Raw genomic sequence first — 26,039 nt, 5'->3', positions numbered from 1 at the left:
TCACTTGCAGCGGGGCCGGTTTCGAACACAGTTTCGAACGGTCGACGGGGTGGGGTTGAAGATGGAGTGAAAATTCTGCGCTATTACAGGTGAGGAGGCGGAACGATGCCCAATGAAAATGTCGAGATCAGTTCTCTCGCAATGACAGTAAGCGACGAACCGCAGACCGATTCCCGAGCAGGCGCAGCAGAAGGTGCCTGCAGCAGTGAGTTCGACGGTATGAGTACTCGGCCAGTGCTGAGTCTCGTCACCGGCTTCGAAGAATTGTTCGACACCATCGAGGATCAGTGGCAGGAGCGTGCTCTCTGCGCGCAGACCGATCCCGAAGCGTTCTTTCCTGAAAAGGGCGGATCGACGAGGGAAGCAAAACGGATCTGCCTCGGTTGTGAAGTTCGTGACGAGTGCCTCGAGTACGCGCTCGCGAACGACGAACGGTTCGGAATCTGGGGAGGGTTGTCCGAGCGCGAGCGTCGGCGACTCAAGCGGGGGATCATCTGATCTGCTGCTGAATCGGTTCTGTCAGCGTCGGGGCTGACGGGCGGTCTTCGAAAGTCTGACCTGCAACGGGGAATTGCAGGTCAAGCAACGACTGTTTTGTTCTTCGTGTGGATTTACATCTTCGTGTGACATCAGTTTTTTCGTCTGACAGTGCGTCAGTCCTCGTCGGGCAGTATCCGTCCTGTTCAGGAAGTTTCAGTCCTCGTCGGGCAGTGTGGGGTCGATGACCTGTGGGTCGACGCCCAGATATGTGCCGACTTGATGGACCAACACGTCGTGCACCAGATCCGTGAGTTCTTCCGGATCCTTCGCACGCTGCTCCAGCGGGCGGCGAAACAGCACAATTCTTGCGCGAGTGGTATTTCCGTGACGGTCGATTCCGGCCGGAATCAGTCGTGACAGTGGAACCGGGCCGTCTGCGATGACCTCCGGTGGCCACGTCACGGACTCCGGATCGTGCGCGTGAATCTTCGGGACTTCGTCGACTGCGATGTCGAGTTTCGTCAACCGGTCGTGCCACGCGAGGTCGACTGGCGAGAAGGCGTCGAGCACCAGGAGATCGAACTTCTCGGCCCGGGTACGCCGTGCGGGCACCTCCGGGGGAAGTAGCGGTCCGCGCAGGCCACGGCCGTGTCGCTCGATGGAACGAGTGGTGACCGAGCGTCGGCGGCGGGCTTGTGGCATGGCGCCCAGATTACGACAGAAGAAACTGCTCGGTGTGTCCGAGTAGGTTCCGGACGTGGGGAGGGCTAGGCTCCGTACCTGTGAGATCTCTGCGTCGCTGCTGCCGCCCCGGGTGCAAGAACCCCGCCGTCGCGACGCTTACGTATGTCTACTCGGACTCCACTGCGGTTGTCGGGCCGCTGGCAACCGTCGCCGAGCCTCATTCGTGGGATTTGTGTGACACGCACGGTTCGCGAATCACTGCCCCGAAGGGCTGGGAACTCGTCCGCCACGAAGGCGGATTCGCGTCGAGCACTCCCGACGAAGACGATCTGACCGCTTTGGCCGAAGCTGTACGTGAAGCCGGTCTCGGAGATCGCAGCAAGTCCAACGTCGACGCAGATGAGGACATACGTCCCGCAGCTCCGAGTACTGCCCGTACAGGGCGTCGTGGACACCTCCGCGTTCTGCCCGACCCGTCCAACTGACGCGAGATTCGTCGCCGCAGACGCTAGGCTCGACCGAGTACTTCCACACCCGAGTACTGCGAATCTCCGGACGCTACGCGCCCGGCCGTTCCCGTCTGTGAGGGTGCATGCACAAGGAGATTTTCAGTGGGGCGAACAGCCGAGTCGGTTGCTGCAATCATCAAGGCGTACGACGTGCGCGGCGTGGTCGGTGAGCAGATCGACGAAGATTTTGTCCGCGACGTCGGTGCATCGTTCGCCCGTCTGGTCCGCGACGAGGCCGGCGCCGCCACGACGGTTGTGATCGGCTACGACATGCGTGCATCGTCGCCCACACTGTCTTCGGCTTTCGGTGACGGCGTGCTCGCTCAAGGGCTCGACGTCGTCTACATCGGATTGGCGTCGACGGACGAGCTCTACTTTGCATCCGGTTTGCTGAACTGCCCTGGCGCGATGTTCACAGCGAGTCACAATCCGGCCAAGTACAACGGCATCAAGATGTGCCGGGCGGGCGCCAAGCCGGTCGGTCAGGACACCGGTCTCGCGACCATCTCCGCCGAGGTCGTCTCGGGTGTGCCCGCGTACGACGGGCCGGCAGGCACCGCCACCACCAAGGACGTCCTCGAGGAATACGCGAGCTACCTACGCGGATTGGTCGACCTGGCTGCGTTGCGTCCGCTGAAGGTCGCAGTCGACGCAGGCAACGGCATGGGTGGACACACCTCTCCGGCCGTATTCGGGCCGATGCCTCTCGAGGTTCTCCCGCTGTACTTCGAGCTCGACGGCACGTTCCCCAACCACGAAGCCAATCCGCTCGATCCGGCCAACCTTGTCGACCTGCAGGCCTACGTGCGTGAAACCGGAGCAGACATCGGCTTGGCGTTCGACGGTGACGCCGACCGTTGCTTCGTCGTCGACGAGAAGGGTGACCCAGTCTCGCCGTCCGCGGTGACGGCTCTTGTCGCCAAGCGTGAACTTGCGAAGGAACCGGGCGCGTCGATCATCCACAACCTGATCACGTCACGGGCAGTGCCCGAACTGGTCGAAGAACTCGGCGGCGTCGCGATTCGCACCCGGGTCGGCCACTCGTTCATCAAGCAGGAGATGGCCGAGACCGGTGCCGTCTTCGGCGGCGAGCACTCCGCTCACTACTACTTCCGCGACTTCTGGGGCGCCGACTCCGGCATGCTCGCGGCGTTGCACGTACTCGCTGCACTGGGCGAGCAGGACCGCCCGCTGTCGGAGTTGATGGCGGAGTACACGCGCTACGCGGCCTCGGGCGAGATCAACTCCACGGTGGCGGACGCAGCCGATCGCACGGCCGCCGTCCTGGCAGCATTCGCGGACCGCACCGAGTCGGTGGATCGCCTCGACGGAGTCACGGTCAGCCTCGAGGGAAATGCCTGGTTCAACCTGCGCGCGTCCAACACCGAACCCTTGCTGCGACTCAACGTCGAAGCACCCACGTCCGCCGATGTCGACGCATTGGTGAACGAAATTCTGGCGATCGTCCGGGCTTGAATCCGAGTCTGATCGGTTTGTCGGTGAGCCGAAGCCCTGGGATAGTTGAGGGACTGTTTCGGGAACGACGGCGTCGGGAACGAAGGCTTTGCCACCACGAACCGCGTAGAGCTGGAATGCTGGATGGTGCGGGAACTGCTAACGGAGAAGGGGGTGCGGTGAGATGACAGCGCCGATGCCGCTTCTCGACCTCGACGACAGCGAGGGTTTGTCGGCTGCCGATTCGGAGGGGCTACTGCGGTCTGTGGCCATGGGGGGCGCACAGATTCGAGCCACCGCGTCGGCCGTCGGCGAGGGTGTGATCTCTCGGCTGGCCGGTCTGCGTCCGCGCAGCGTCGTGCTGATCGCCGGCGCCGGTGGCGCTCGACACGGAGCCAGGATCGCGCTCGCCCTCGTCGGAGATTCGATCGGGTGTCCGCTCATCGTGCTCGACCGGACGCCGTCGTGGGCCGGACCGTTGGACGTGATCGTCGTCGCCGGTGACGATGCCGGTGATCCACGCCTTGTCGAATCGGTCGACAGTGCCGTTCGCCGTGGCGCCGAAGTTGTTGTCGCCGTTCCGGACGAGGGGCCCATGCGAGCTGTGGCGGCCGGGCGCACCATGCCGTTGCCGCCGCGGCTCTACGCCTCGCCGAGGCACACGATGACACGGTTCCTCGCCGTTTTCCTCGCGGTTGCCGCCGAAATCGAGGGCAAGGGATCGATCGAGGACCGTTCGGCGGTGCTCGGTCGAATCGCCGACGCGGTTGACACGGAAGCGTTGCGGGACGGGCCGGCCAACGAGGTATTCCACAACCCGGCCAAGTCGTTGGCCACCAGAATGAGCGGTCGACGCGTCGTTCTGTGCGGAAGTGGTTCCGTGACAACAGCACTCGCAGAGTTCTCGAGTGTTTCGCTGATGAGCTCGGGCCTGAACGCCGCTGCCGCCGAGATGTCGGAGGTGATCCGTTCGGCACGAGCGTTGTTCGCGCCCGACGCAGCTTCGCGTGATTCGGTTTTCCACGACCCGTTCTTTCACGATCCGCAACTGGACGGCGCACTGCCGACCGCGCCGGCGCGGGCGTTCGTTTTCGCGACCGAATCCACGCGCGGGGAGGCGAAACGGCGGATGGACGCACTGGCCGACGCGGATCTGGTGGTGGCGGCAGACGAAGACCAGACCAACGTGGTGATATCGGAGATGGAGCAGGTGTTCGTGTTGGCGTCTCGAGTAGACATGGCTGCGGCGTACGTGCAGTTGACGGGTGGTGCGAAGTAAGTGCGTGAACTCGAAGGTGCACTTCGTTCTTACGCGTGGGGTTCGCGAACGGCAATCGCCGAACTGCGCGGCCTCGCGACCCCGTCGAATCATCCCGAAGCGGAGTTGTGGTTGGGCGCGCATCCGGGTGACCCGGCGCGCGTGATCAGCGAATCCGGAAGCGAGTCGTTGCTCGAGGTCCTGCACCGCGAACCCGAGCGTGAACTCGGGCGTGAGAACCTCGAGGCTTTCGGTGAGCGACTCCCGTTCCTGCTCAAGTTGCTTGCGGCGGAAGAACCACTGTCGCTTCAGGCTCATCCCAGTGCGGTTCAAGCCGACGAGGGCTTTCGTCGTGAGAACGCTCTCGGCGTTCCCATGGAATCGCCGATTCGCAACTACAAGGACGGCAGTCACAAGCCCGAACTCGTTGTCGCGCTAAGCAGATTCGAAGCTCTTGCCGGATTCCGTGAGCCGACGCGCACTGTCAAATTGCTGCGCGCTCTGGCCGTCGACGAGTTGGAGCCGTACATCGGTCTGCTCGAAGGCCAACCCGATTCCGACGGGCTCCGGGCGTTGTTCACCACATGGATCACGCTGCCGTCCACGGTGCTCGGGACGTTGCTCCCTGCCGTACTTGCCGGGTGCATCGCCTATGTCGCGCATCACGACGCCGAATTCGTGACCGAGATCCGCACCGCGTTGGAATTGAGCGAGGCATACCCCGGCGACGCCGGCGTACTGGCGGCCCTGCTGCTCAACCGCGTCACACTCGAGCCCGGACAGGGACTGTTCCTCGCTGCCGGCAATCTCCATGCGTATCTCCATGGACTCGCGGTGGAGATCATGGCCAACTCCGACAACGTGCTACGCGGGGGACTGACGCCCAAACACGTCGACGTGCCCGAACTGCTGAGGGTTCTGGACTTCGTCGGGGCGGACATCGAAGTGCTCGATCCGGCTCCGGCCCCAGGTTCGGGTAGATACGAGTACGTCACGCCGGCGCCCGAATTTCGTCTGACGCGTCTGGAGTTCGACTCGAATTCCACCGACCTCGTGGTCGATTCTTCCGGCCCGCGGATTCTGATCTGCACCGACGGCGCGGTCACTGCGACGTGCGGCGCCGACACTCTCGACCTCGATCGGGGCCGAGCGGCGTGGATCGCGGCCGACGAGCCCGCGATACACCTGAGCGCACGGACTCCGACTGCGCAGGTTTTCAGTGCAGTAGTCGGGAACTAGGAGAGCGTGTGTCGGCTCATGGTGGCAAGAAGGCAATTCTGGCGGCTCTCGCAGCCAACGCCGGAATTGCCGTAGCGAAGTTCGCCGGATTCTTGATCACCGGATCGTCGTCGATGCTCGCCGAATCGGTGCACTCGGTGGCCGACACGTCCAATCAAGGTTTGCTGCTCCTGGGACAGAAGAAGGCAGAACGTGAGGCAGATCAACTGCACCCGTTCGGCTACGGGCGTAACCGATACTTCTATTCGTTTGTCGTGGCACTGGTGCTCTTCACCCTCGGCTCGCTGTTCGCGATCTACGAAGGTATTCACAAGATTCAGCATCCGGAAGAACTCAATTCGGCCTTCGTGGCAATTGCGATTCTTGTCATCGCGATTTGTCTGGAGGGCTACAGCTTCCGGACCGCAGCGAAGGAATCACGACCGCTCAAGGGAAACGCGTCGTGGTGGAACTTCATCCGAACCTCTCGTAGCCCGGAACTTCCGGTTGTGCTGCTCGAGGACACCGGCGCATTGATCGGTCTGGTCCTTGCACTCGGCGGCGTCGGCCTCACGATGGTGACCGGAAATCCGGTCTTCGACGGTATCGGAACTCTGTGCATCGGTGTCCTGCTCGGAATCATCGCGATCATTCTGATCATCGAAATGCAGTCGCTGCTGATCGGTGAGGGCGCAACGGCGGTGGAGACCGAACTGATCCTGAACGCCCTGGTCGACGGAACTCGTATCGAACGCGTCATTCATTGCAAGACGCAGTACCTCGGTCCCGAGGAGATTCTTGTTGCTGCCAAGGTTGCGGTGCCGATCGGATCGACGATCTCGGATGTGGCGACGGCGATCGACGAGGCCGAGTCCCGCGTGCGCGCTGCCGTACCTGCGGCGCGGGTGATCTACCTCGAGCCGGACCTGGATCGTCTCAGGACAGATCGACCTGGGACAGATCTACAGGCTCCCGACAAACCCTGAACAAAGCCGCGCCTGCGGGCTTAGGCTGATGCCATCTCTCTACTTGCCCATAGTGGGACCTGCTGGTCCCCAGCAAGGAGGCGGCAATGGCTGTCAAGGACGAGCAGGCCGGATCTGGACGGTCGAAGCTGTTTCGAACGAAATCGATCGAGCAGTCCATCAAGGACACGGATGAACCGGAAACCAAACTCCGGAAAGAACTGAACTCGTGGGATCTCACCGTGTTCGGTGTCGCGGTGGTCATCGGCGCGGGCATCTTCACACTCACGGCTCGGACGGCGGGAAATGTCGCCGGGCCGTCGGTGTCCCTGGCGTTTGTCATTGCCGCCATCGCCTGCGGACTGGCAGCGCTGTGTTATGCCGAGTTCGCATCGACGGTGCCGGTCGCCGGGAGTGCCTACACCTTCTCGTACGCGACGTTCGGCGAATTCGTCGCCTGGATCATCGGCTGGGATCTCATCCTAGAATTCGCCTTGGCGTCTTCGGTGGTCGCAAAAGGCTGGTCGCTGTACCTCGGCGAAGTGATGGGCTCGCGGAGTCCGATCGTCGAGTTGGGGCCGATCTCCTTCGACTGGGGAGCGGTCCTGGTGATCGTGGTCATCACGGTGCTGCTCGCGACCGGAACCAAACTCTCGTCGAGGGTTTCGCTGGTGATCACGGCGATCAAGGTCGCGGTGGTGTTGCTGGTGATCATCGTCGGTCTCTTCTACATCGACACCGACAACTACTCGCCGTACATTCCGCCGTCTCAGCCGGGATCGACGGGGGAGGGCATCCACCAGTCCTTGTTCTCGTACGTGACGGGGGCCGGTGGCAGCACGTTCGGGTGGTACGGATTGCTCGCGGCGGCCAGTCTGGTGTTCTTCGCGTTCATCGGCTTCGACGTCGTCGCCACGACGGCGGAGGAGGCGAAGGAACCGCAGAAGGCGTTGCCACGCGGCATCCTCGGCTCTCTCCTGATCGTCACGGTTCTGTACGTGGCGGTGACACTCGTGCTGACGGGGATGGTGAAATACACCGAACTCGAGGGCGATACCTCCAACCTGGCAACGGCATTCGCCTTCCACGACATCACGTGGGCGAAAAATGTCATCTCGTTCGGTGCGTTGGCCGGCCTGACGACAGTGGTGATGGTGCTGATGCTCGGTCAGACCAGGGTGCTCTTCGCGATGGCACGCGACGGTCTGATGCCGCGACGCCTGGCGCCGACCGGCAAGCACGGAACGCCGGTGCGGATCACCGTGTTGGTCGGCGTTGTGGTCGCGGTGCTCGCCGGAGTGTTTCCGATCGGAACCCTCGAGGAAATGGTCAACATCGGCACGCTGTTCGCGTTTGTTCTCGTGTCGTTGGGGGTTCTCGTGCTTCGTCGGACGCGGCCGGACCTACCCCGCGGTTTCAGGGTGCCGCTGGTCCCGCTGATCCCGATCCTGGCCGTACTCGCGTGTCTTTGGTTGATGTTCAACCTGTCGGTGGAGACCTGGATGAGGTTCGTGGTCTGGATGGCCCTCGGTGTGGTCATCTACTTCGCCTACAGCAGACAGCATTCGTTGATCGGAAAGCGTGAACGCGGCGAAATCGAGTAATTGTACAAAGTTTGCTATTTGTCTATCACTTGTACAAATCAAGTAGTACTGTCTACCTCATAGTGAACTGACTCACAGTTGTCGAGTCGGTCCGAATCGAGGAGGTAGACCGTGTCGACGCACGTGAACTCGCACTCCGGGCAGACGCTCCCGCCGGAGCAGTGGCGGGACAAGAAGAGGTATCTCTGGCTGCTCGGCCTGGTGCCGCCGACGGCGGTTTTCATCGCCGTCGGATTGGTCGCGTTGTTCAACAGCCTCGGCTGGAATGCTGTCTCGCCGGTGTGGTGGTGGATCGGGCCACTGCTCGTCTACATCCTGCTCCCGATCCTCGACATCTTCTTCGGCCCCGACGGCGAGAATCCGCCGGACGAGGTGATGGAGCGTCTCGAGAACGACAGGTACTACCGGTACTGCACGTACATCTACATACCGTTCCAGTTGGCCAGCCTGGTCCTGGCCTGTTATCTCTGGTCGGCGGCGGACCTGTCCTGGCTCGGAATCGACGGGGGGCTGGGGCTGATCTCCAAGATCGGTCTGGCGATCAGTATCGGTTGTGTCGCGGGAATCGGGATCAACACCGCACACGAGCTCGGTCACAAGAAGGACGATCTCGAGCGCTGGTTGTCGAAGATCACTCTGGCGCAGTCGTTTTACGGCCACTTCCACATCGAGCACAATCGCGGACACCATGTACGTGTCGCCACACCCGAGGATCCGGCGTCGTCTCGCTTCGGTGAGAGCTTCTGGACCTTCCTCCCACGCAGCGTGTGGGGATCCCTGCGCTCGTCGTGGTCACTGGAAAAAGCCAGACTGGATCGACTGGGTAAGAAGCCGTGGACAATTCGCAACGACGTCCTGCATTCGTGGTTGATGTCCGTTGTGCTCTTCGGTGTCCTCGTCGCCGTTTTCGGGCTCTCGGTGCTGCCGTTCCTGGTGCTGCAGGCCGTGTTCGGGTTCTGCTTGCTCGAAACGGTCAACTACCTCGAGCACTACGGACTGAAGCGTCGTCGCTTGGACAGTGGGCGGTACGAGCGCGCTGCACCGGAGCACAGTTGGAACAGCGATCACATCTGCACCAACATTTTCCTGTATCACCTCCAACGACACAGTGACCATCACGCGAACCCGACGCGTCGATATCAGACGCTACGAAGCATGGACGGTGCGCCGAACCTGCCCAGTGGGTACGCGAGCATGATCATGCTCGCCTACGTTCCGCCGTTGTGGCGAAAAGTCATGGACCCCAAAGTGCTTGCCCATTACGACGGTGACATCACCCGAGTCAACGTTCAGCCGTCCAAGCGCGATCGCATCCTTGCCCGATACGGGGCAGCGTGATGAGCAGCTACCGATGCCCGGTGTGCGAATACGTCTACGACGAGTCCAAGGGTGCACCACGAGAAGGGTTTCCGGCGGGAACGCCGTGGGATGCCGTTCCGGACGACTGGTGCTGTCCGGACTGCGGCGTGAGGGAAAAGCTGGACTTCGAGCCGATGCCGGCAACGGCGGGGAGTGAATCATGAACGACTACAAGCTGTATCAGTGCGCGCAGTGCGGATTCGAGTACGACGAGGCGGTCGGCTGGCCGGAGGACGGTATCGAACCGGGGACTCGCTGGGACGACATTCCCGAAGACTGGAGTTGCCCCGACTGCGGGGCGGCGAAGAGCGACTTCTTCATGGTGGAGGTCGAGCGGCAGTGAGATGCGTCGGCGTCGAACGGACCTAGGTGCGGCGGTAATGTCGTCACCATGACTTCGACGCCCACCCGCCTGCCGCAGAAAGAAGCGTCGCGCCTGCTGCTGCGTACCTCGGTGCTCGATTCGATGCGTGAATTGTTGACCGAACGCGACTGGTCCGAGGTGACCCTGACGGTTCTGGCCAAGCACGCAGGTGTGAGCCGTCAGACGCTCTACAACGAGTTCGGTTCGAGGCAAGGGCTCGCCGAGGCGTACGCGCTCAGGCTCGCCGACGGCTTCGTCGACGCGGTGGACGAGGCCATGGTGGCGCACGAGGGGCGTGCAGTCGAAGCACTGATGGCAGGCTTCGGGTCGTTTTTCGCCTCCAGTGCCACCGACCCGCTGGTGATCTCGTTGCTCACCGGTGAGGCCAAGCCGGACCTGCTTCGCCTGATCACCACCGACAGTGCGGTCATCATCGAGCGGGCGTCGTCGCGGCTTGCGGAGAGTTTCCAGCGAGGGTGGATTCAAGCGTCACCTGCTGATGCCGGGATTCTGGCGAGGGCGATTGCGCGCCTCGGGCTGAGCTACATTTCGATGCCGCCCGAGTCCGGAGCTTCGGTCGCGGAGGATCTGGGTACTTTGCTCGGACCGTTCATCGACGTGGCGCGCGCGGGCCGGGCAGGAGAGGGCCGCGCAGTAGAGGGCCGCGCAGTAGAGGGGCGGGCGGGAGAGGGCGTCTAACCGATAGCCTTGTGCACCGATAGGCTTGTGCAGAGTATGCACGTCAACCAGGAGAGGCAGATGACGACCTCAGTTTCAACAACGCCCGTGGCCGAGAGCCGTAACGGCATCGACTTCAAAGTTGCAGATCTTTCGCTCGCGGAGTTCGGTCGCAAGGAAATCCGTCTGGCAGAGCACGAGATGCCCGGCCTCATGGCGCTTCGTCGCGAATACGCAGAGGTGTTGCCGCTCAAGGGCGCTCGCGTTTCCGGCTCGCTGCACATGACCATTCAGACCGCAGTTCTGATCGAGACGCTGACCGCGCTCGGTGCCGAGGTGCGCTGGGCTTCGTGCAACATCTTCTCCACACAGGACCACGCTGCCGCCGCGATCGTCGTCGGTCCGCACGGCACCCCGGAAGAGCCCAAGGGCGTTCCGGTTTTCGCCTGGAAGGGTGAAACCCTCGAGGAGTACTGGTGGGCGGCGGAGCAGATGCTGACCTGGCCGGGTGAGCCTGCCAACATGATTCTCGACGACGGTGGCGACGCCACCATGCTGGTGCTCAAGGGCGCACAGTTCGAGAAGGCCGGCGTCGTGCCGCCGACGGACGACGACCAGGATTCCGACGAGTACAAGGTCTTCCTTGCACTTCTGCGTCAGTCCCTCGAGTCCGACAAGGGCAAGTGGACCGCGATCGCCGAGTCCGTCCAGGGCGTCACCGAGGAGACCACCACGGGCGTTCTGCGTCTGTATCAGGTTGCCGCTGCCGGTGAACTCACGTTCCCCGCGATCAACGTCAACGACTCGGTCACCAAGAGCAAGTTCGACAACAAGTACGGCACGCGCCACTCGCTGCTCGACGGCATCAACCGCGGCACCGACGTTCTGATCGGTGGCAAGGCTGCGCTGGTCTGCGGTTACGGAGACGTCGGCAAGGGTTGTGCCGAGGCACTTCGTGGCCAGGGCGCTCGCGTCGCGGTCACCGAGGTCGACCCCATCAACGCCCTTCAGGCGCTCATGGACGGCTTCGAGGTCAAGACGGTCGAGCAGGCCATCGGCTGGGCCGACATCGTGATCACGTCCACCGGTAACAAGGACATCATCACGTTCGAGCACATGAAGGCCATGAAGCACCAGGCCATCCTGGGCAACATCGGACACTTCGACAACGAGATCGACATGGCCGGCCTCGAGAAGTCCGGCGACGTCACGCGGATCAACATCAAGCCGCAGGTCGACGAGTTCACGTTCGCCGACGGACACTCGATCATCGTGCTGTCCGAAGGCCGCCTGCTCAACCTCGGCAACGCGACGGGCCACCCGTCGTTCGTGATGAGCAACAGCTTCTCCAACCAGGTCATCGCGCAGATCGAACTGTGGACGAAGCCGGACGAGTACGACAACGAGGTCTACCGCCTCCCCAAGCACCTCGACGAGAAGGTCGCCAAGATCCACGTCGAGGCACTCGGTGGCACGCTGACCAAGCTCACCAAGGATCAGGCAGAGTACATCGGCGTCGACGTCGAAGGCCCGTACAAGCCGGAGCACTACCGCTACTGACCCGGTGATTCATCGCTGAGGATGTAGTGCCCGCCGTCCCCCGGTCTGCGCAAGCAGGCCGGGGGATAGGCTTGTCCGCCGTGGGAACACTGGTGGCATTGGAAGGTCTCGACGGAGCTGGAAAGCGGACGTTGATCGGCAAAGTGGAGGGCGAACTCCGCCGCGGCGGCACGTCGATCGCGACTCTGGATTTTCCGCGGTACGGAAAGTCGATCCACGCGGATCTTGCTGCTGAGGCGCTCAAAGGTTCACACGGAGACCTGGCCGAGTCCGTGAACGCGATGGCAGTACTGTTCGCCTTGGACCGCGCCGGTGCTGCAGGTCAGATATCGGAACTGTTGTCCACCAACGACATTGTTCTCCTCGATCGCTACGTGGCGTCCAACGCTGCCTACAACGCGGCGCGGGTGCATCAGGGTGTGGACGGCGAGATGGTCGCCTGGGTCCGTGAATTGGAGCTGGGCCGACTCGCTCTCCCTTCTCCTGATCTGCAGTTGTACCTCGACGTACCGGTAGCGCTCGCCGAGCAGCGCGCCCGCTCCCGCGAGGCCGAGGACGCGTCGCGTCAGCTCGACGCGTACGAGCGTGACGGCGGCCTGCAGGCCCGAACCGGTGAGCTGTACACCCAGTTGGCAGCGACGGACTGGGTCTCACCCTGGTGGATCGTGGGGCCGGAGACGGACCCGGCCGACCTGGCGCGCAGGCTCGCGGATTTCGCGTGATCGGTCACCCTTGCAGCCGGGATTCGAACTTTCCGGCACAGTAGAGGGAAAGACGCGGCACGCCGCACGGCCTCGTAACGGTCTGATTCATCGCTCCGAGATGCAACGATAGGGATATGAAACCAAGGATTCTGGTTGTCGACGACGACACGGCACTCGCCGAGATGCTCACGATCGTGCTGCGTGGTGAGGGTTTCGATCCCTACGTGGTAGGCGACGGAACCCTGGCGCTCGCGGCAGTGCGTGAGACTCGCCCCGATCTCGTCCTGCTCGATCTCATGCTTCCCGGAATGAACGGGATCGACGTATGCCGGGTTCTGCGTGCAGATTCCGGTGTGCCCATCGTGATGTTGACGGCCAAGACCGACACTGTCGACGTCGTGCTCGGCCTCGAATCCGGCGCGGACGACTACATCATGAAGCCGTTCAAGCCGAAGGAATTGGTGGCGCGGGTGCGCGCTCGTCTGCGCCGCACCGAAGAGGAGCCGGCGGAGCTGCTGAGCATCGCCGACATCGTGATCGACGTTCCGGCTCACAAGGTCAGCCGCGGCAGCGAGCAGATCTCGCTCACACCACTCGAATTCGACCTGCTGGTCGCATTGGCGCGCAAGCCGCGCCAGGTGTTCACCCGTGAAGTCCTTCTCGAGCAGGTGTGGGGATACCGCCACGCCGCCGACACCCGTCTGGTGAACGTGCACGTTCAGCGTTTGCGCGCCAAGGTCGAAACTGATCCCGAGAATCCCGAAGTGGTTCTGACGGTCAGGGGGGTCGGCTACAAGGCCGGACCGCCGTGAGCGGAGTTTCCAGGTGGCGTCGTCGTCTCAACCGACGGCTGACGCCATTTCTGCGGTGGTGTCACTCGATGAGCAACACCCTCGCGCACACGTGGCGACGCTCGCTCCAGTTGCGAGTGGTCGTCTCGACTTTGACGTTGTCTCTGATCGTCATCGTCATTCTCGGTGTCGTGCTCACCAGCCAGATCACCGATCGGCTGTTGGAAACGAAGATCACCGCAGCGACCGAGGAAATGGACCGTGCCCGCGGCATCGTCGAAGACCAACTCGCGGGCGTCGACGATTCGACGGCGCTCAACGTCCAATTGGAAAGCGCTGCGTCCGGACTGACGAGTCGTCGAAACCAGACCTCGGGCCAAGCCTCCGGGTCTGCCGGCACCTTCGACCCGGTACTGATCGTCCCAGGGGACGGGCCGCGCCAGCCCACCAGTTCGGGACCGGTGGAGCAGATCCCGGACAACCTCCGCGAGTTCGTCAAGCGAGGCCAGATCAGCTACCAATTCGCGACGGTGTCCAACCCGAACGGTTACTCCGGTCCCGCGCTGATCATCGGCAGCCCCACCGCGTCGTCGATCTCGGGACTCGAGCTGTACCTGATCTTCCCGCTCGCCAGTGAAGACCGAAGCCTGTCACTTGTTCGAAGCACCCTGCTGATCGGTGGAGCCGTGTTGCTGGTGCTCCTCGCAGCGATTTCGCTGTTGGTTGCCAGGCAGGTCGTGCTTCCCATCCGCTCGGCCTCACGAATCGCGGTGCGCTTCGCAGACGGCCGACTCAAGGAACGCATGCCGGTCCGCGGCGAGGACGACATGGCGCGCCTGGCCATGTCCTTCAACGAGATGGCCGAGAGTCTGTCCAAACAGATCACCCAACTCGAGGAGTTCGGCAGTCTCCAGAAACGCTTCACATCCGATGTCAGCCATGAACTCCGCACACCGCTGACCACGGTCCGAATGGCTGCTGACTTGATTTACGACGGCAGCGAGAACCTCGACCCGATGCTGCGCCGGTCGTCGGAACTGCTTGTCGCCGAACTGGACAGGTTCGAAGGGCTCCTGGCGGATCTCCTCGAGATCTCCCGCCACGATGCCGGTGTCGCGGAGCTGGCGTCCGAACAACTCGACGTGCGGATGTGTGCGCGAGCGGCGGTCTCCACCGTTCGCCATCTCGCCCGCGAATCCGGCACCGAGCTGATCGTGGACATGCCCGACGAGCCGGTCATGGCAGATGTGGATCCGCGCCGCGTCGAACGCATCCTGCGAAATCTCCTGGCCAACGCCATCGACCACGGTGAGGGGAAGCCGATTCTGCTTCGCCTTCGCGCCGACGAGAATGCCCTCGCCTTCATCGTCCGCGACAGCGGCGTGGGGTTGCGGCCGGGCGAGGAGAAATTGGTCTTCAACCGGTTCTGGCGCTCGGACCCGTCCCGCGTACGCCGCAGTGGTGGCACGGGACTCGGCCTCGCGATCAGCGTCGAAGACGCGAATCTGCACGACGGCAAGCTCGAGGCCTGGGGCGAACCGGGAGTTGGCGCCTGCTTCCGGCTGACGCTCTCGCGTACCCGCGGCAAGAAAGTCGTGTCGAGTCCGCTGCCGCTCAAGCCGACGACCACCAAATTCGTGCGCACGCCGAGCGAAGCCGACATCGTCGCCGATACCGTCGGCGAGGTCACGTCGTCACTGCCGACTCCGCGCGAACCGGACTCACGGAACGAGTCCAACGGTGGTGATCGATCATGATCGCAGCCCGCCGTCGTCTGGGACTTCTTGCAACCACGCTCAGCGTGCTGTTGCTGACCGGTGCGTGCGCCAGTTTGCCGGAGTCCTCGTCGCCGCAGGCAATCGGAACTCTGGCAACTGCCGTGCCCGGGACGTCCGTCGAATCACCGGCATCGGGGCGAGAGCCGGACCTACTGGTACGCGACTTCGTCAAGGCGAGTACCGACCCGTCGAACCGGCATGCCGCAGCACGTCAGTACCTCACCAAAGACGCGTCGGCGCGCTGGGACGACGCGTCCAGCGCTGTCATCGTCGACAAGGTCGACGTGCTCTCGGTTTCTCGAACCAGCACCGAAGCCGTCTACACGATTCGTGTGAACAAGGTCGGTCGCCTCGACCCGGGCGGGCTGTATGTTCCCGAAGAGGGCAGCTTCGAAGCGAGGATGACGCTGACGTTGACCGACGGCGAATGGCGGATCAGTGATCTGCCTCCCGGTGTGATCATGGAACGCCCACAGTTCCTCGGCGCCTATCAGCGGAAGTCGTTGTTCTTCCTCGACCCGACGAGTCAGACAGTCGTCCCCGACCTTCGCTGGATCTCCGGCGGTCAGGACCAGGTAGCGGCTCAGTTGATCGGTCTGATGATCGACGGACCGAAGGCGGCGCTGGCACCGGCCGTACGAAACGAGCTCGGCAACGGTGTGTCGGTGATAGGTCCGATCACCAAGGCCGACGGCAAGCCTGGGCAGGTCGGAGTCGGTCTCGGTGGCGTGCGCATCAACTTCCGCCTGGACAACCCGATGGATGCTGCGACTCGCGGATTGTTTGCAGCGCAGGTCATTTGGACGCTCGCCAATGCCGATGTCGCGGGGCCGTACGTTCTGGAGATCGACGGCGAACCACTCGACGCCGCTCATGCGGACGGCTGGACCACTGCCGACGTCGCATCCACCAACCCGCTGGCCACCACCAGTGCGACCGTCGGACTGCATGCCTTGCGCAACGGTTCACTGGTGAGCGTCACCGAGCAGGAGGCGACTCCGGTGCCCGGTTTCGCAGGCAACGCGGGCAACCTCACGGCGGCTGCTCTCTCACGGGACGGCAAGTTGGTGGCAGCCGTTGCGGACACCGCTCGGCCGGATCCAGGCACCAGGTTCGACTTGTCACTCGGGACATACGGCGATGGTTCCGTTCCGGTACTCGAAGGCAGCGCCATTACCCGACCTTCGTGGGAGCTGGACAACAACGCGGTCTGGGCGGCGGTGAACGGCAATACCGTCGTTCGGGTCGTCCGCGAACCCGGGACAGGTCGAGTGTCGGTCACCAATGTCGACGTCGGGGCCCTCTCGTCGGTCGGTTCCACGATCTCCGAACTGCGTCTCTCGCGCGACGGCGTGCGAGCCGCGATGATCATCGACGGCAAGGTTTACCTGGCTGTGGTCGTGCGCACCGCCAGCGGGGTCTATGCCCTGACGAGTCCACGCGCGGTGGCCTCTGGCTTGGGAAGCACCGCGCTCTCACTCGACTGGAGCAACAGCGACACCATCGTCATCGCACGCAGTGGCGCTGACATACCGGTCGTCCAGGTTGCGATCGACGGTTCCCGAATGGACGCGCTGCCCAGTGGAAACCTGACCGCTCCCGTCACCTCCGTGGATGCGTCGCCGACCACCGAGTACGTCGCCGACGCGCGTGCGGTGTTCCAACTGAACAACAACGACCCTGCAGGCGATCGTCGTTGGCGTGAAGTGACTGTGCTGACCGGACAGAAAGCGATTCCGGTTCTACCTGGCTGACTTGTCGGTGTTCTTGTTCATGTCGGTGCTCTCATTCATGATTCGGCCATGGGGGACAAGAAATTCGGTGCCGGCCTGCTCGATCTGTTGTTGCCACGCGAGTGTGGTGGGTGCGCCCGCAGCGGGACTCTGTGGTGTCGTGAGTGCGCGGAGCTGCTGAGCGACCATCCGGTTCAACTGAGTCCGCGCGTCGATCCGGGCGTACCGGTGTGGGCACTCGGCCGCTACGACGGCCCCAGGCGTCGCAGTGTGATCGAGATGAAGGAACGCGGTCGCCGCGATCTCGCGATGCCTCTGGGGGCCGCTGTGGCCGGTGCACTGGCCATGCTGGAACGGTGGGGCGAGCTCGGTGGCGGAAATCGTGCGCCAATCGTCCTGGTTCCGGCTCCCACGCGCGCCCGGGCGGCGCGATCTCGCGGAGGTGACCCGGTTCGCCGGATAGCTGAAAGTGTGCGAGACAAGCGCAGAGTGGAAGCGTGGGAAACCGGTTGTGTCGAGGGGCGCCCGATACAAGTGTGTCCGATTCTCCGGATGACGCGAGGCGTACGTGACTCGGTCGGACTGTCCGCGGCCGACCGAGTGACCAATGTGAACGGTCATGTGTCTCTCGACACCACTGCGATCCGTTCCATTGCGGGGGACAGCGCCATCGTCCTGCTCGACGACGTCCTGACGACGGGAGCGACTGCGGCAGAGTCGGTTCGGGCTCTCTCGCTCCGTGGGATTCGGACAACTATCGTGCTCGTACTTGCAGGGGCTTAGATGAATTTCGTTGGAACAGTGGCACTCGCGCGCGTTACGTACTAGCGTCGGCGGCACACCCGAAAATACTGGTAGGAGGTGGTACTTCGATACTGGTGCCGGGCGGATCCCCTCTCGGTACTTGCAGAATTTGCCGCCGCCCACCGTGGGGCGGGGCCGTAATTGGGAGGTACGAGTGACGACCCCTTCGCAAGCCTCGTTTTTCATCGAGGACGCCACCATCGAGCGTTCCGAGAATGCCGCAGTTCCGAGATCCGACGTCGTAGTCAAGGGACGAAATGTCGAGATCCCCGATCACTTCCGAATCTACGTTTCGGAAAAGCTGGCGCGACTCGAACACTTCGACCCCTCCATATTCCACTTCGACGTGGAACTCCAACATGAACGCAACCGACGACAGGCCAAGAGTTGCCAGCGCGTCGAGATCACCGCTCGAGGTAAAGGCCCGGTGGCCCGAGCCGAAGCGTCCGCAGACAGCTTCTACGCCGCCTTCGAATCGGTGATCGACAAGCTCGAGAGTCGCCTCCGTCGAACCAAGGACCGCAAGAAGGTCCATTACGGTGACAAGCGACCGGTGTCCGTCGCGGAGGCAACCGCCTCTCTCGTCGACGCAGACTCACTCGGAGTCACACCGGACATTTCGCTGAACGGTCAAGAACCGGACGAGTACGACGGCCCGGGACGCGTGGTCCGCACGAAGGATCACCCAGCCGAGCCGATGACCATCGACGACGCTCTCTACGAGATGGAACTGGTCGGACACGACTTCTTTCTCTTCCACGACAAGGAGTCGGACAAGCCGTCCGTCGTCTACCGTCGTCACGCTTTCGACTACGGATTGATCCGCCTGACATGACCCAATCGGTGGTGGGTTTGCTCGCTCGCCGCCGGTAGCGCCTACCATGGAATCCGGCCGGAGTTTTCGGACCCCGGCCGGATTTTCAGTGTGTGACCCCCTGTCGCCGAAGATTGAGGACGAAGAAGACTGTGCCGTCGCTGTCGCTATCGAAGCTGCTCCGTGTTGGTGAAGGTCGCATGGTCAAGCGGCTCAAGCACATCGCCGAGCATGTGGAATCTCTGTCGCCCGATGTCGAAGGCCTGACAGACGAGCAACTCAAAGCCAAGACCACCGAGTTCCGTGAGCGCTACGCCGCCGGGGAAACTCTCGACGAGTTGCTGCCCGAGGCTTTCTCCGTGGCCCGTGAGACGTCGTGGCGCGTGATCAATCAGAAGCACTTCCACGTGCAGATCATGGGTGGCGCGGCCCTGCACTTCGGCAACGTCGCCGAGATGAAGACCGGTGAGGGCAAGACCCTGACCTCGGTTCTTCCGGCCTACCTCAACGCGATCGCCGGCGACGGCGTTCACGTCGTCACGACCAACGATTACCTCGCCAAGCGCGACTCCGAGTGGATGGGCCGCGTTCACCGCGCCCTCGGCCTCGAGACCAGCGTGATCCTCTCGGGCATGACGCCGGCCGAGCGCCGCGTCGCCTACGCAGCGGACATCACCTACGGCACCAACAACGAGTTCGGCTTCGATTACCTGCGTGACAACATGACGCATTCGTTGGACGACCTGGTCCAGCGTGGCCATGCGTTTGCCATCGTGGACGAAGTCGACTCGATCCTCATCGACGAAGCCCGAACCCCCCTCATCATCTCGGGCCCGGCCGACGGCTCCAGCAAGTGGTACAGCGAGTTCGCCCGCATCGCGCCGCTGCTGAAGAAGGACGTTCACTACGAGGTCGACATCCGCAAGCGCACCATCGGTGTGCACGAGGCGGGCGTCGAACTGGTCGAGGACCAGCTCGGTATCGACAACCTGTACGAAGCCGCGAATTCGCCGTTGGTGAGTTACCTCAACAACGCGATCAAGGCCAAAGAGCTCTACACCAAGGACAAGGACTACATCGTCCGCGACGGCGAGGTCATCATCGTCGACGAGTTCACCGGCCGCGTGCTGGTCGGTCGCCGCTACAACGAGGGCATGCACCAGGCGATCGAGGCCAAGGAGAAGGTGGAGATCAAGGCCGAGAATCAGACCCTCGCCACCATCACCTTGCAGAACTACTTCCGTCTGTACGACAAGTTGTCAGGCATGACGGGTACCGCCGAGACGGAAGCTGCCGAGCTTCACCAGACCTACACCCTCGGCGTTATCCCGATCCCGACCAACCGTCCGATGGTCCGAGTCGACAACGGCGACCTCATCTACAAGACCGAGGAAGCCAAGTTCGACGCGGTGGTCGACGACGTCGTCGAGCGTCACGAGAACGGCCAGCCCGTTCTGATCGGTACCACCAGCGTCGAGCGCTCGGAGTACCTGTCCAAGCAGTTCACCAAGCGTGGCGTTGCCCACAACGTCCTCAACGCGAAGTTCCACGAGAAGGAAGCGACCATCATCGCCGAGGCCGGCCGCTCCGGTGCGGTCACCGTCGCGACCAACATGGCCGGCCGCGGTACCGACGTCGTGCTCGGTGGTAACCCGGACATCATCGCGGACATCGCGCTGCGCAAGAAGGGCCTCGACCCGGTGACGACGCCGGACGAGTACGAGGCAGCCTGGGACGCCGTCCTCGACGAGGTCAAGGCTGAAGTGAAGGAAGACGCGGAGAAGGTCCGCGATGCCGGTGGCCTGTACGTCCTGGGCACCGAGCGTCACGAATCGCGTCGTATCGACAACCAGTTGCGTGGTCGTTCCGGACGTCAGGGTGATCCCGGCGAATCGCGGTTCTACCTTTCGCTCGGTGACGAGCTGATGCGCCGCTTCAACGGGTCGGCACTGGAGTCGATCATGACGCGCCTCAACCTGCCTGACGACGTCCCGATCGAAGCCAAGATGGTCTCGAAGGCCATCAAGAGCGCTCAGACGCAGGTCGAGCAGCAGAACTTCGAAATTCGCAAAAATGTCCTCAAGTACGACGAGGTCATGAACCAGCAGCGAACGGTCATCTACAAGGAGCGCCGCCAGATCCTCGAGGGTGAGGACATGGAGGGCCAGGTCGAGCAGATGATCACCGACGTGGTCACCGCCTACGTGGACGGTGCCACCGCGGAGGGCTACGTCGAGGACTGGGATCTCGAGCAGCTGTGGACGGCGCTGAAGACGCTGTACCCGGTCGGCATCGATCACAAGGCGTTGGCGGGGGAGGACGGTGCAGGTATCAACAGCGACCTGAGCCGTGACGACCTGCGCACCGCGTTGCTCGAAGACGCCCACGCGGCGTACAAGAAGCGCGAAGCCGAGATCGACGCGATCGCCGGCGAAAACGGCATGCGTGAACTCGAGCGTCGTGTCTTCCTCTCGGTCCTGGACCGCAAGTGGCGTGAGCATCTCTACGAGATGGATTACCTCAAGGAGGGAATCGGCCTGCGTGCGATGGCCCAGCGTGACCCACTGGTCGAGTATCAGCGCGAGGGCTACGACATGTTCATCGGCATGCTCGACGGATTGAAGGAAGAGTCCGTCGGATTCCTCTTCAACCTGCAGGTCGAGGCAGCTCCGGCACAGCCCGCGAGCGGAATTTCCGTCACGGCGGGCTCGGCTGCTGCGGCTTCCGCCACGGCGCCCAAGCCGCTCCCGACGCAGGAAGCCGCGGCCAGGACAACCGGCACGGCTGCCCCGACGGCGTTGCGCGCCAAGGGACTTGACGACGAAGGTCCGTCACGATTGACGTACACCGGCCCGGACGAGGACGGCAAGGCGAAGGCAACCCGCGACTCGGCCGCCGACTCCGGTGACGGGGCAGCCTCACGTCGCGAACGTCGTGAGGCAGCGCGGACGCAGTCGAAGAGCAACCGAGCTCCGAAGTCCAAGCGCAAGCGCTGAGGTTTCAGTACGGATCGTGCTCGACAGGCTGGACGGTCACACCACGTGTAGTGCGGTGACCGTCCAGCCTGTTCCGTCTGTGTGGTCGATCCGACCTGCGACGGCAAATGTCTGCTTGCCTCGTGTGTACGTCGCACAGACTTCGGCGGTGCGCTCCGAAACCGCTTGAACGTGGGTGCGGTGAACGGCCGCGCCGCCCATCTTTCGGGCCGAATGGTCTGAAGTGTAAAGTCGCGCAACAACTTCCAGGACTCCTGGCGTCAGTACGCCGCTGAGCTGGCGTGGATTTCGTCGTCGGTCGACGGTTTCGAGAACCAGACGCAGTGATCGGTTCCAGAAGATGTCGGCACCTGCCAGCCGCGGTTCCGGAGCGTGAGTGAACCCGGTACTGGGCGATGTTCCGTTGTGTGGCGTCTTTCGCGGGCGACGCAGCATCCGGTCTGTTCGGCACTGCGTCAGGTCTGGTCGGCACTGCGGCCGCGACAGCACGACGGTGTGCGCGTGAGGCTCGAATTGTGGTGCCGGCTCGAGAACAATTTTGCAGTCCTGCTCCATGACATCCCCCCGGATGATCGTGCGTCCGAGTTGGCCGACTCGGACTTTCGCTCCCCCGAGCGATGGTGAGAAGCATGACACGAAATGCTCGAGATGTCGCCGTGATCACCATCGCGACTTAGGGTGATGGCGTGCGGGGACTTCTGTTGGATGTCGGTGGCGTGCTGTTCGGTCCGGGATCGGATCTCGAGGGCTTGAGCGCGCTCGTGCGCGCTGTGAGGGCCCGCGGAATCGTGACGGGAATCGTCAGTAACGATCCCGGCGGCGCCAGTGCTCAGTGGTTGCGGGATCTCGGCGACGGGGTCTTGGTCGACGACGTGATCCTGTCCGGTGACGTGGAGATGGCGAAGCCGGATGCCGAGATCTATCTGCTGGCGGCGAGTCGGTTGGGCGTCGACCCGGGGGAGTTCGTTTTCGTGGACGATCTCGAGGTCAACGTGCGCGCGGCGGTGGCCGTCGGGATGGTCGGCGTCCATCACGTCGGCTCGGAATCCACGATCGAGGAGTTGTCGATTCTGTTCGATCTGGGCGAAGGAGGGGACACGAAGCCATGGTGAACAGACTGACCACTCAGGACGCGGCTTTCTACTTCCTCGAAGCCGGGACGACGCCGATGCATGTCGGCTCGTTGGGGATTTTCAGGCAACTGCGAAACGGGATCGATCACGAGGAATTGCTTCGTCTGGTCGAAGATCGGCTCGGATCGGTTCCGCGGTACCGCCAGAGGGTTCGTGAGGTGGCGTTCGGCCTGGCCCGTCCGGTGTGGGTGGACGACTCGGATTTCGACATCACCTATCACGTCCGCCGATCGGCTCTGCCCAAGCCCGGTTCCGACGAACAGCTGATGGATCTGATCGCCCGGCTGACGTCCAGACCGCTCGACAGCACGAGGCCGTTGTGGGAGATGTACCTGGTCGAGGGGCTGGCCAGAAACAGATTTGCCATCTTCACGAAGTCTCATTCGTCGTTGGTCGACGGCGAAGCGGCTCCCGAGATCAGCCAGGTGATCTTCGATCCGGAGAAGAATCGAGCGCCCGGACCGGAGGAACTGTGGATGCCGGCCAGGCCGCCGAGCGACACCAGCTTGTTGGTCAGTGCACTGGCAGATCTCGTGACGAGCCCGGGGGAGGGGATCGCACGGGCCCGAGCAACGTTCAACGACGTGACGACGTCCGTCACCGAGGCGGTCAGTGCACTCGGAAAACTTGCAGAAGTGGTCCGAACGGCGACGCAGGTGGCTCCGTCGAGCCCGCTCAACGCCACTATCTCGCGCAATCGACGCCTTGCGGTGGCCAAGACGTCTCTCGAGGACTACCGACGTATTCGGGCGAGGTACGGGTGCGAGATCAACGACGTGATTCTGACAGTCATCGCAGGTGCGATGCGGAACTGGCTGCTCTCGCGCGGCGAACCGGTGACCGAGGCGACCATCGTGCGGGCGATGGTGCCCATGTCGGTCTACACGGACGGCCCCGAGAGTCCCGACGTCGACGATCCGCAGGCGCCGGGACATGTTTCCTCGTTCCTGATCGACCTGCCTGTCGGTGAACCCAACGCGGTGGTTCGGCTCTCGCACGTTGCGCATGCGACGGAGGCGTTTGCACGCCAGGGCCGGCGGGTCACCGCGCAGACGATGGTCCGAATGTCCGGGTTTGCGCCGGCGACGCTGCATGCGATGAGCTCACGTGCGGCCAGCAGTCTCTCGCAGCGAATGTTCAATCTGATGATCACCAACGCACCGGGTCCGCAGTTCCCGCTCTACCTCGGCGGGGCTCGGATGCTGGAGATGTATCCGGTGTCGCCACTGCTCAAGAATCAGACACTCAGCATCGCCCTGACGTCGTACGACGGAAATGTCTACTACGGTTTGAATGCCGACCGTGACGCGATGTCGGACGTCGACGTCGTTCGTTCGCTGATCTTCGAGTCACTGGAGGAATTGACGGATGCGAGTCGGTGACGAACGAACGAGCAGGGACGAACGAGCATGAAGGTGGTCTCATGAGGGTGTACGTGCCGGCGACGGTCGAGATTTTGCAGAAGTTGGTCGCAGATCAGGAGTTCGACCCGATGAGCCGGACGGCTTTTGCGGTCACCCCGACTCTGCGCGAGTCGTATGCGGCGGGGGACGACGACGAGTTGGCCGAGGTCGCCATGGGTGAGGCTGCGCGTGCGTCGCTGCGATTGATCGCCGGAACCGAGGGTGACGTCACCTTCCGGCGCGCCGTCGTCGCTGCCGACGTCGACGATGCCGACGTCAAACTGCGGCCCGATCTCGACGATTCGGTGGTTCGACTGGCAGGTCCCGTCACGATGGCTCAGGTCGCATCTGTGCATGTCGACCTCGAACAGGCAGAATCGGACATCGAGCGCGCTGCTGGCATAGTCGACGCGGCGGATCTCGGTGATGCCGATGCCGAGTTCACGCTCGGCGACGCGGAGGACCACGAGTTGGCGTGGTATGCCGCGCAGGAGTTGCCGTTCTTGCTCGACCTGCTGTGAATGTGCTTACTGTTAAGTAACCTACGGTACCGTAACCTGATAACCTACGGTACCGTAGGCAGTGGGTTCGGAAGGTGAGAGGTGGAGGTCTGATGGGTCTGAAGGACTGGATCGAGGCACCGGCAGCGTCGGTAGTTCCGGCAGCGCGGTCGAAGCTCAATCTGCTTCGCGGTGCGGCGGCTCGGCTGACCACACCATTGCTTCCCGACGACTATCTCCACCTCGCAAATCCGTTGTGGTCGGCCCGCGAGTTGCGTGGTCAGATCGTCGAAGTACGGCCCGAGACCACGGATTCGGCGACCATCGTCATCAAGCCGGGTTGGGGATTCGACTTCAACTACCAGCCGGGGCAGTACATCGGTATCGGCCTCCACATCGACGGTCGTTGGCATTGGCGCTCGTACTCCCTGACTTCTCCGCCCAACTGGGAGAACAAGCGAATCTCCATCGCGGTCAAGGCCATGCCCGAGGGCTTCCTGTCGAGCCACCTCGTCAGTGGCGCGGTCCCGTCGGGAACCATCGTTCGACTGGCCACGCCGTCCGGCAACTTCGCTCTGCCGGATCCGCCGCCGGAGAAGATCCTGTTCATCACTGCGGGCAGTGGCATCACTCCGGTCATGGGCATGTTGCGGACGATGAACCGTCGCGGGCAATTGCCCGATGTCATGCACATCCACTCGGCTCCGACGGAATCCGACGTCATGTTCGCCGACGAACTCACGGCGCTGCACGTCGAGCACGAGGACTTCGTCAGCCACGTCCAACTCACACGGCGTGACGGAAAGTTCAAACTCAGCTCTCTCGACACGGTCTGCCCCGATTGGCGCGAGCGCCACACCTGGGCGTGCGGACCGCTTCCGTTGCTCGACGAACTCGAGGATGTCTGGAAGGCGGAAGGTATCGAGGATCGCCTCCACATGGAGCGATTCGCGGTATCGCGCATCGACGCTTCGGCGGACGGCGGCACGGTCACGTTCGAGAAGTCGGGTAAGACGATCACCGTCGACGGCGCGACGACGCTTCTGGAGGCCGGCGAGCAGTCCGGTGCGTTGATGCCGTTCGGTTGCCGCATGGGCATCTGCCAGACGTGTGTCGTACCTCTCGTTGCCGGTCACGCGATCGATCTACGCTCGGGGAAACAGCACGCGGAGGGTGAGCGCATCCAGACGTGCATCTCCGCCGCCGCGGGCGACTGTACGCTGGACGCATAGCTTCTAGGCACACGGAG

General features: G+C 63.0%; 25 protein-coding genes. 23 read left to right on the top strand and 2 right to left on the bottom strand.

The annotated features are described in order from the left end of the window. Nucleotides 1-219: 219 nt before the first annotated feature. The gene (locus ACFQ6Y_RS19675) at nucleotides 220-498 is read left to right on the top strand and encodes a WhiB family transcriptional regulator (protein WP_020907098.1); all 279 of its coding nucleotides are present in this window, start codon (nucleotides 220-222) and stop codon (nucleotides 496-498) included. Nucleotides 499-693: 195 nt separating this feature from the next. Here ACFQ6Y_RS19675 and ACFQ6Y_RS19670 read toward each other — a convergent pair whose 3' ends face one another. Then, a complete protein-coding gene (locus ACFQ6Y_RS19670) occupies nucleotides 694-1,182 on the bottom strand; it encodes a metallopeptidase family protein (RefSeq protein ID WP_003940797.1) in 489 nt (162 codons plus the stop codon). An 80-nt stretch (nucleotides 1,183-1,262) separates the two neighbouring features. On the opposite strand from ACFQ6Y_RS19670, the gene ACFQ6Y_RS19665 reads away from it, so the two are divergent. The 18 genes from ACFQ6Y_RS19665 (at nucleotide 1,263) to secA (ending at nucleotide 21,754) form a co-directional block, all read left to right on the top strand. Next, on the top strand, nucleotides 1,263-1,649 hold the full coding sequence (locus ACFQ6Y_RS19665; RefSeq protein ID WP_007731177.1) for a DUF3499 domain-containing protein: 387 nt from the start codon (nucleotides 1,263-1,265) through the stop codon (nucleotides 1,647-1,649). A gap of 126 nt (nucleotides 1,650-1,775) precedes the next feature. Next, nucleotides 1,776-3,149 carry a phosphomannomutase/phosphoglucomutase gene (locus ACFQ6Y_RS19660; protein ID WP_378534073.1) on the top strand — a complete coding sequence of 458 codons (1,374 nt, stop codon included), beginning with the start codon at nucleotides 1,776-1,778 and terminating at the stop codon, nucleotides 3,147-3,149. A 163-nt stretch (nucleotides 3,150-3,312) separates the two neighbouring features. Then, on the top strand, nucleotides 3,313-4,407 hold the full coding sequence (locus ACFQ6Y_RS19655) for a tobH protein (RefSeq protein WP_378447623.1): 1,095 nt from the start codon (nucleotides 3,313-3,315) through the stop codon (nucleotides 4,405-4,407). Then, nucleotides 4,408-5,625: a mannose-6-phosphate isomerase, class I gene (manA, locus tag ACFQ6Y_RS19650; RefSeq protein WP_378636107.1), complete on the top strand. Its 1,218-nt coding sequence runs from the start codon at nucleotides 4,408-4,410 to the stop codon at nucleotides 5,623-5,625. A gap of 8 nt (nucleotides 5,626-5,633) precedes the next feature. Then, nucleotides 5,634-6,590 carry a cation diffusion facilitator family transporter gene (locus tag ACFQ6Y_RS19645; RefSeq protein WP_378447621.1) on the top strand — a complete coding sequence of 319 codons (957 nt, stop codon included), beginning with the start codon at nucleotides 5,634-5,636 and terminating at the stop codon, nucleotides 6,588-6,590. Between the two features lie 86 nt (nucleotides 6,591-6,676). Continuing rightward, complete coding sequence (locus tag ACFQ6Y_RS19640) at nucleotides 6,677-8,173, top strand: amino acid permease (RefSeq protein ID WP_378636100.1); 1,497 nt, start codon at nucleotides 6,677-6,679, stop codon at nucleotides 8,171-8,173. 111 nt (nucleotides 8,174-8,284) lie between these two features. Next, nucleotides 8,285-9,511: an alkane 1-monooxygenase gene (locus tag ACFQ6Y_RS19635; protein ID WP_378636096.1), complete on the top strand. Its 1,227-nt coding sequence runs from the start codon at nucleotides 8,285-8,287 to the stop codon at nucleotides 9,509-9,511. Next, complete coding sequence (locus tag ACFQ6Y_RS19630) at nucleotides 9,511-9,696, top strand: rubredoxin (RefSeq protein WP_003940827.1); 186 nt, start codon at nucleotides 9,511-9,513, stop codon at nucleotides 9,694-9,696. The genes ACFQ6Y_RS19635 and ACFQ6Y_RS19630 overlap by 1 nt, the downstream gene beginning before the upstream one ends. Then, nucleotides 9,693-9,875, top strand: coding sequence for a rubredoxin (locus ACFQ6Y_RS19625; RefSeq protein WP_317825444.1), 183 nt, complete (start codon nucleotides 9,693-9,695; stop codon nucleotides 9,873-9,875). The genes ACFQ6Y_RS19630 and ACFQ6Y_RS19625 overlap by 4 nt, the downstream gene beginning before the upstream one ends. A 48-nt stretch (nucleotides 9,876-9,923) precedes the next feature. Beyond that, nucleotides 9,924-10,595 carry a TetR family transcriptional regulator gene (locus ACFQ6Y_RS19620; protein ID WP_378636092.1) on the top strand — a complete coding sequence of 224 codons (672 nt, stop codon included), beginning with the start codon at nucleotides 9,924-9,926 and terminating at the stop codon, nucleotides 10,593-10,595. Nucleotides 10,596-10,655: 60 nt separating this feature from the next. Next, nucleotides 10,656-12,134: an adenosylhomocysteinase gene (gene ahcY / locus ACFQ6Y_RS19615; RefSeq protein ID WP_003940766.1), complete on the top strand. Its 1,479-nt coding sequence runs from the start codon at nucleotides 10,656-10,658 to the stop codon at nucleotides 12,132-12,134. Nucleotides 12,135-12,214: 80 nt separating this feature from the next. Continuing rightward, nucleotides 12,215-12,856, top strand: coding sequence for a dTMP kinase (locus ACFQ6Y_RS19610; protein ID WP_378534063.1), 642 nt, complete (start codon nucleotides 12,215-12,217; stop codon nucleotides 12,854-12,856). Between the two features lie 116 nt (nucleotides 12,857-12,972). Then, nucleotides 12,973-13,650, top strand: a complete 678-nt coding sequence (gene mtrA, locus ACFQ6Y_RS19605) for an MtrAB system response regulator MtrA (RefSeq protein ID WP_003941013.1) — start codon at nucleotides 12,973-12,975, stop codon at nucleotides 13,648-13,650. Further along, nucleotides 13,647-15,386 carry an MtrAB system histidine kinase MtrB gene (gene mtrB / locus ACFQ6Y_RS19600; RefSeq protein ID WP_269590691.1) on the top strand — a complete coding sequence of 580 codons (1,740 nt, stop codon included), beginning with the start codon at nucleotides 13,647-13,649 and terminating at the stop codon, nucleotides 15,384-15,386. Before mtrA ends, mtrB begins: the two co-directional genes overlap by 4 nt. Further along, nucleotides 15,383-17,161, top strand: coding sequence for an MtrAB system accessory lipoprotein LpqB (lpqB, locus tag ACFQ6Y_RS19595; protein ID WP_378534061.1), 1,779 nt, complete (start codon nucleotides 15,383-15,385; stop codon nucleotides 17,159-17,161). The genes mtrB and lpqB overlap by 4 nt, the downstream gene beginning before the upstream one ends. A 48-nt stretch (nucleotides 17,162-17,209) precedes the next feature. Beyond that, a complete protein-coding gene (locus ACFQ6Y_RS19590; protein WP_378636087.1) occupies nucleotides 17,210-17,923 on the top strand; it encodes a ComF family protein in 714 nt (237 codons plus the stop codon). 175 nt (nucleotides 17,924-18,098) lie between these two features. After that, complete coding sequence (gene hpf / locus ACFQ6Y_RS19585) at nucleotides 18,099-18,779, top strand: ribosome hibernation-promoting factor, HPF/YfiA family (RefSeq protein ID WP_378636083.1); 681 nt, start codon at nucleotides 18,099-18,101, stop codon at nucleotides 18,777-18,779. Nucleotides 18,780-18,910: 131 nt separating this feature from the next. Next, a complete protein-coding gene (secA, locus tag ACFQ6Y_RS19580) occupies nucleotides 18,911-21,754 on the top strand; it encodes a preprotein translocase subunit SecA (RefSeq protein WP_378636078.1) in 2,844 nt (947 codons plus the stop codon). A gap of 36 nt (nucleotides 21,755-21,790) precedes the next feature. Here the strand turns inward: secA and ACFQ6Y_RS19575 are convergent, their stop codons facing one another. Then, entirely contained in the window at nucleotides 21,791-22,309 is a 519-nt protein-coding gene (locus ACFQ6Y_RS19575; RefSeq protein ID WP_378636073.1) for an Rv3235 family protein, read from the bottom strand. 131 nt (nucleotides 22,310-22,440) lie between these two features. Here ACFQ6Y_RS19575 and ACFQ6Y_RS19570 point away from each other — a divergent pair, with 131 nt between their 5' ends. The 4 genes from ACFQ6Y_RS19570 to ACFQ6Y_RS19555 all read left to right on the top strand — a co-directional run bounded on the left by ACFQ6Y_RS19570 (nucleotide 22,441) and on the right by ACFQ6Y_RS19555 (nucleotide 26,022). Further along, nucleotides 22,441-22,866, top strand: a complete 426-nt coding sequence (locus tag ACFQ6Y_RS19570; protein WP_378534052.1) for an HAD-IA family hydrolase — start codon at nucleotides 22,441-22,443, stop codon at nucleotides 22,864-22,866. After that, nucleotides 22,860-24,269 (top strand): wax ester/triacylglycerol synthase family O-acyltransferase, encoded by a 1,410-nt coding sequence (locus ACFQ6Y_RS19565; RefSeq protein ID WP_378636070.1) that lies wholly within the window; start codon nucleotides 22,860-22,862, stop codon nucleotides 24,267-24,269. The genes ACFQ6Y_RS19570 and ACFQ6Y_RS19565 overlap by 7 nt, the downstream gene beginning before the upstream one ends. Before the next feature lie 41 nt (nucleotides 24,270-24,310). After that, complete coding sequence (locus tag ACFQ6Y_RS19560) at nucleotides 24,311-24,811, top strand: DUF6912 family protein (protein ID WP_020969223.1); 501 nt, start codon at nucleotides 24,311-24,313, stop codon at nucleotides 24,809-24,811. 92 nt (nucleotides 24,812-24,903) lie between these two features. After that, nucleotides 24,904-26,022 (top strand): ferredoxin reductase, encoded by a 1,119-nt coding sequence (locus ACFQ6Y_RS19555; protein ID WP_230812599.1) that lies wholly within the window; start codon nucleotides 24,904-24,906, stop codon nucleotides 26,020-26,022. The last annotated feature ends 17 nt before the right edge of the window (nucleotides 26,023-26,039 follow it).

The sequence above is a fragment of the Rhodococcus sp. NPDC056516 genome, from assembly GCF_042794655.1.
Taxonomy (GTDB): domain Bacteria; phylum Actinomycetota; class Actinomycetes; order Mycobacteriales; family Mycobacteriaceae; genus Rhodococcus_F.
This window is presented reverse-complemented; position numbering and strand designations above follow the sequence as displayed.

Coding starts and splice junctions, on each gene's coding strand:
- lpqB (WP_378534061.1), top strand. CDS start 15,383: ATGATCGCAGCCCGCCGTCGTCTGGGACTTCTTGCAACCACGCTCAGC.
- ACFQ6Y_RS19630 (WP_003940827.1), top strand. CDS start 9,511: ATGAGCAGCTACCGATGCCCGGTGTGCGAATACGTCTACGACGAGTCC.
- ACFQ6Y_RS19590 (WP_378636087.1), top strand. CDS start 17,210: ATGGGGGACAAGAAATTCGGTGCCGGCCTGCTCGATCTGTTGTTGCCA.
- ACFQ6Y_RS19575 (WP_378636073.1), bottom strand. CDS start 22,309: ATGGAGCAGGACTGCAAAATTGTTCTCGAGCCGGCACCACAATTCGAG.
- ACFQ6Y_RS19625 (WP_317825444.1), top strand. CDS start 9,693: ATGAACGACTACAAGCTGTATCAGTGCGCGCAGTGCGGATTCGAGTAC.
- ACFQ6Y_RS19560 (WP_020969223.1), top strand. CDS start 24,311: ATGAGGGTGTACGTGCCGGCGACGGTCGAGATTTTGCAGAAGTTGGTC.
- mtrA (WP_003941013.1), top strand. CDS start 12,973: ATGAAACCAAGGATTCTGGTTGTCGACGACGACACGGCACTCGCCGAG.
- ACFQ6Y_RS19565 (WP_378636070.1), top strand. CDS start 22,860: ATGGTGAACAGACTGACCACTCAGGACGCGGCTTTCTACTTCCTCGAA.
- ACFQ6Y_RS19620 (WP_378636092.1), top strand. CDS start 9,924: ATGACTTCGACGCCCACCCGCCTGCCGCAGAAAGAAGCGTCGCGCCTG.
- ACFQ6Y_RS19640 (WP_378636100.1), top strand. CDS start 6,677: ATGGCTGTCAAGGACGAGCAGGCCGGATCTGGACGGTCGAAGCTGTTT.
- ACFQ6Y_RS19670 (WP_003940797.1), bottom strand. CDS start 1,182: ATGCCACAAGCCCGCCGCCGACGCTCGGTCACCACTCGTTCCATCGAG.
- ACFQ6Y_RS19555 (WP_230812599.1), top strand. CDS start 24,904: ATGGGTCTGAAGGACTGGATCGAGGCACCGGCAGCGTCGGTAGTTCCG.
- ACFQ6Y_RS19675 (WP_020907098.1), top strand. CDS start 220: ATGAGTACTCGGCCAGTGCTGAGTCTCGTCACCGGCTTCGAAGAATTG.
- ACFQ6Y_RS19655 (WP_378447623.1), top strand. CDS start 3,313: ATGACAGCGCCGATGCCGCTTCTCGACCTCGACGACAGCGAGGGTTTG.
- ahcY (WP_003940766.1), top strand. CDS start 10,656: ATGACGACCTCAGTTTCAACAACGCCCGTGGCCGAGAGCCGTAACGGC.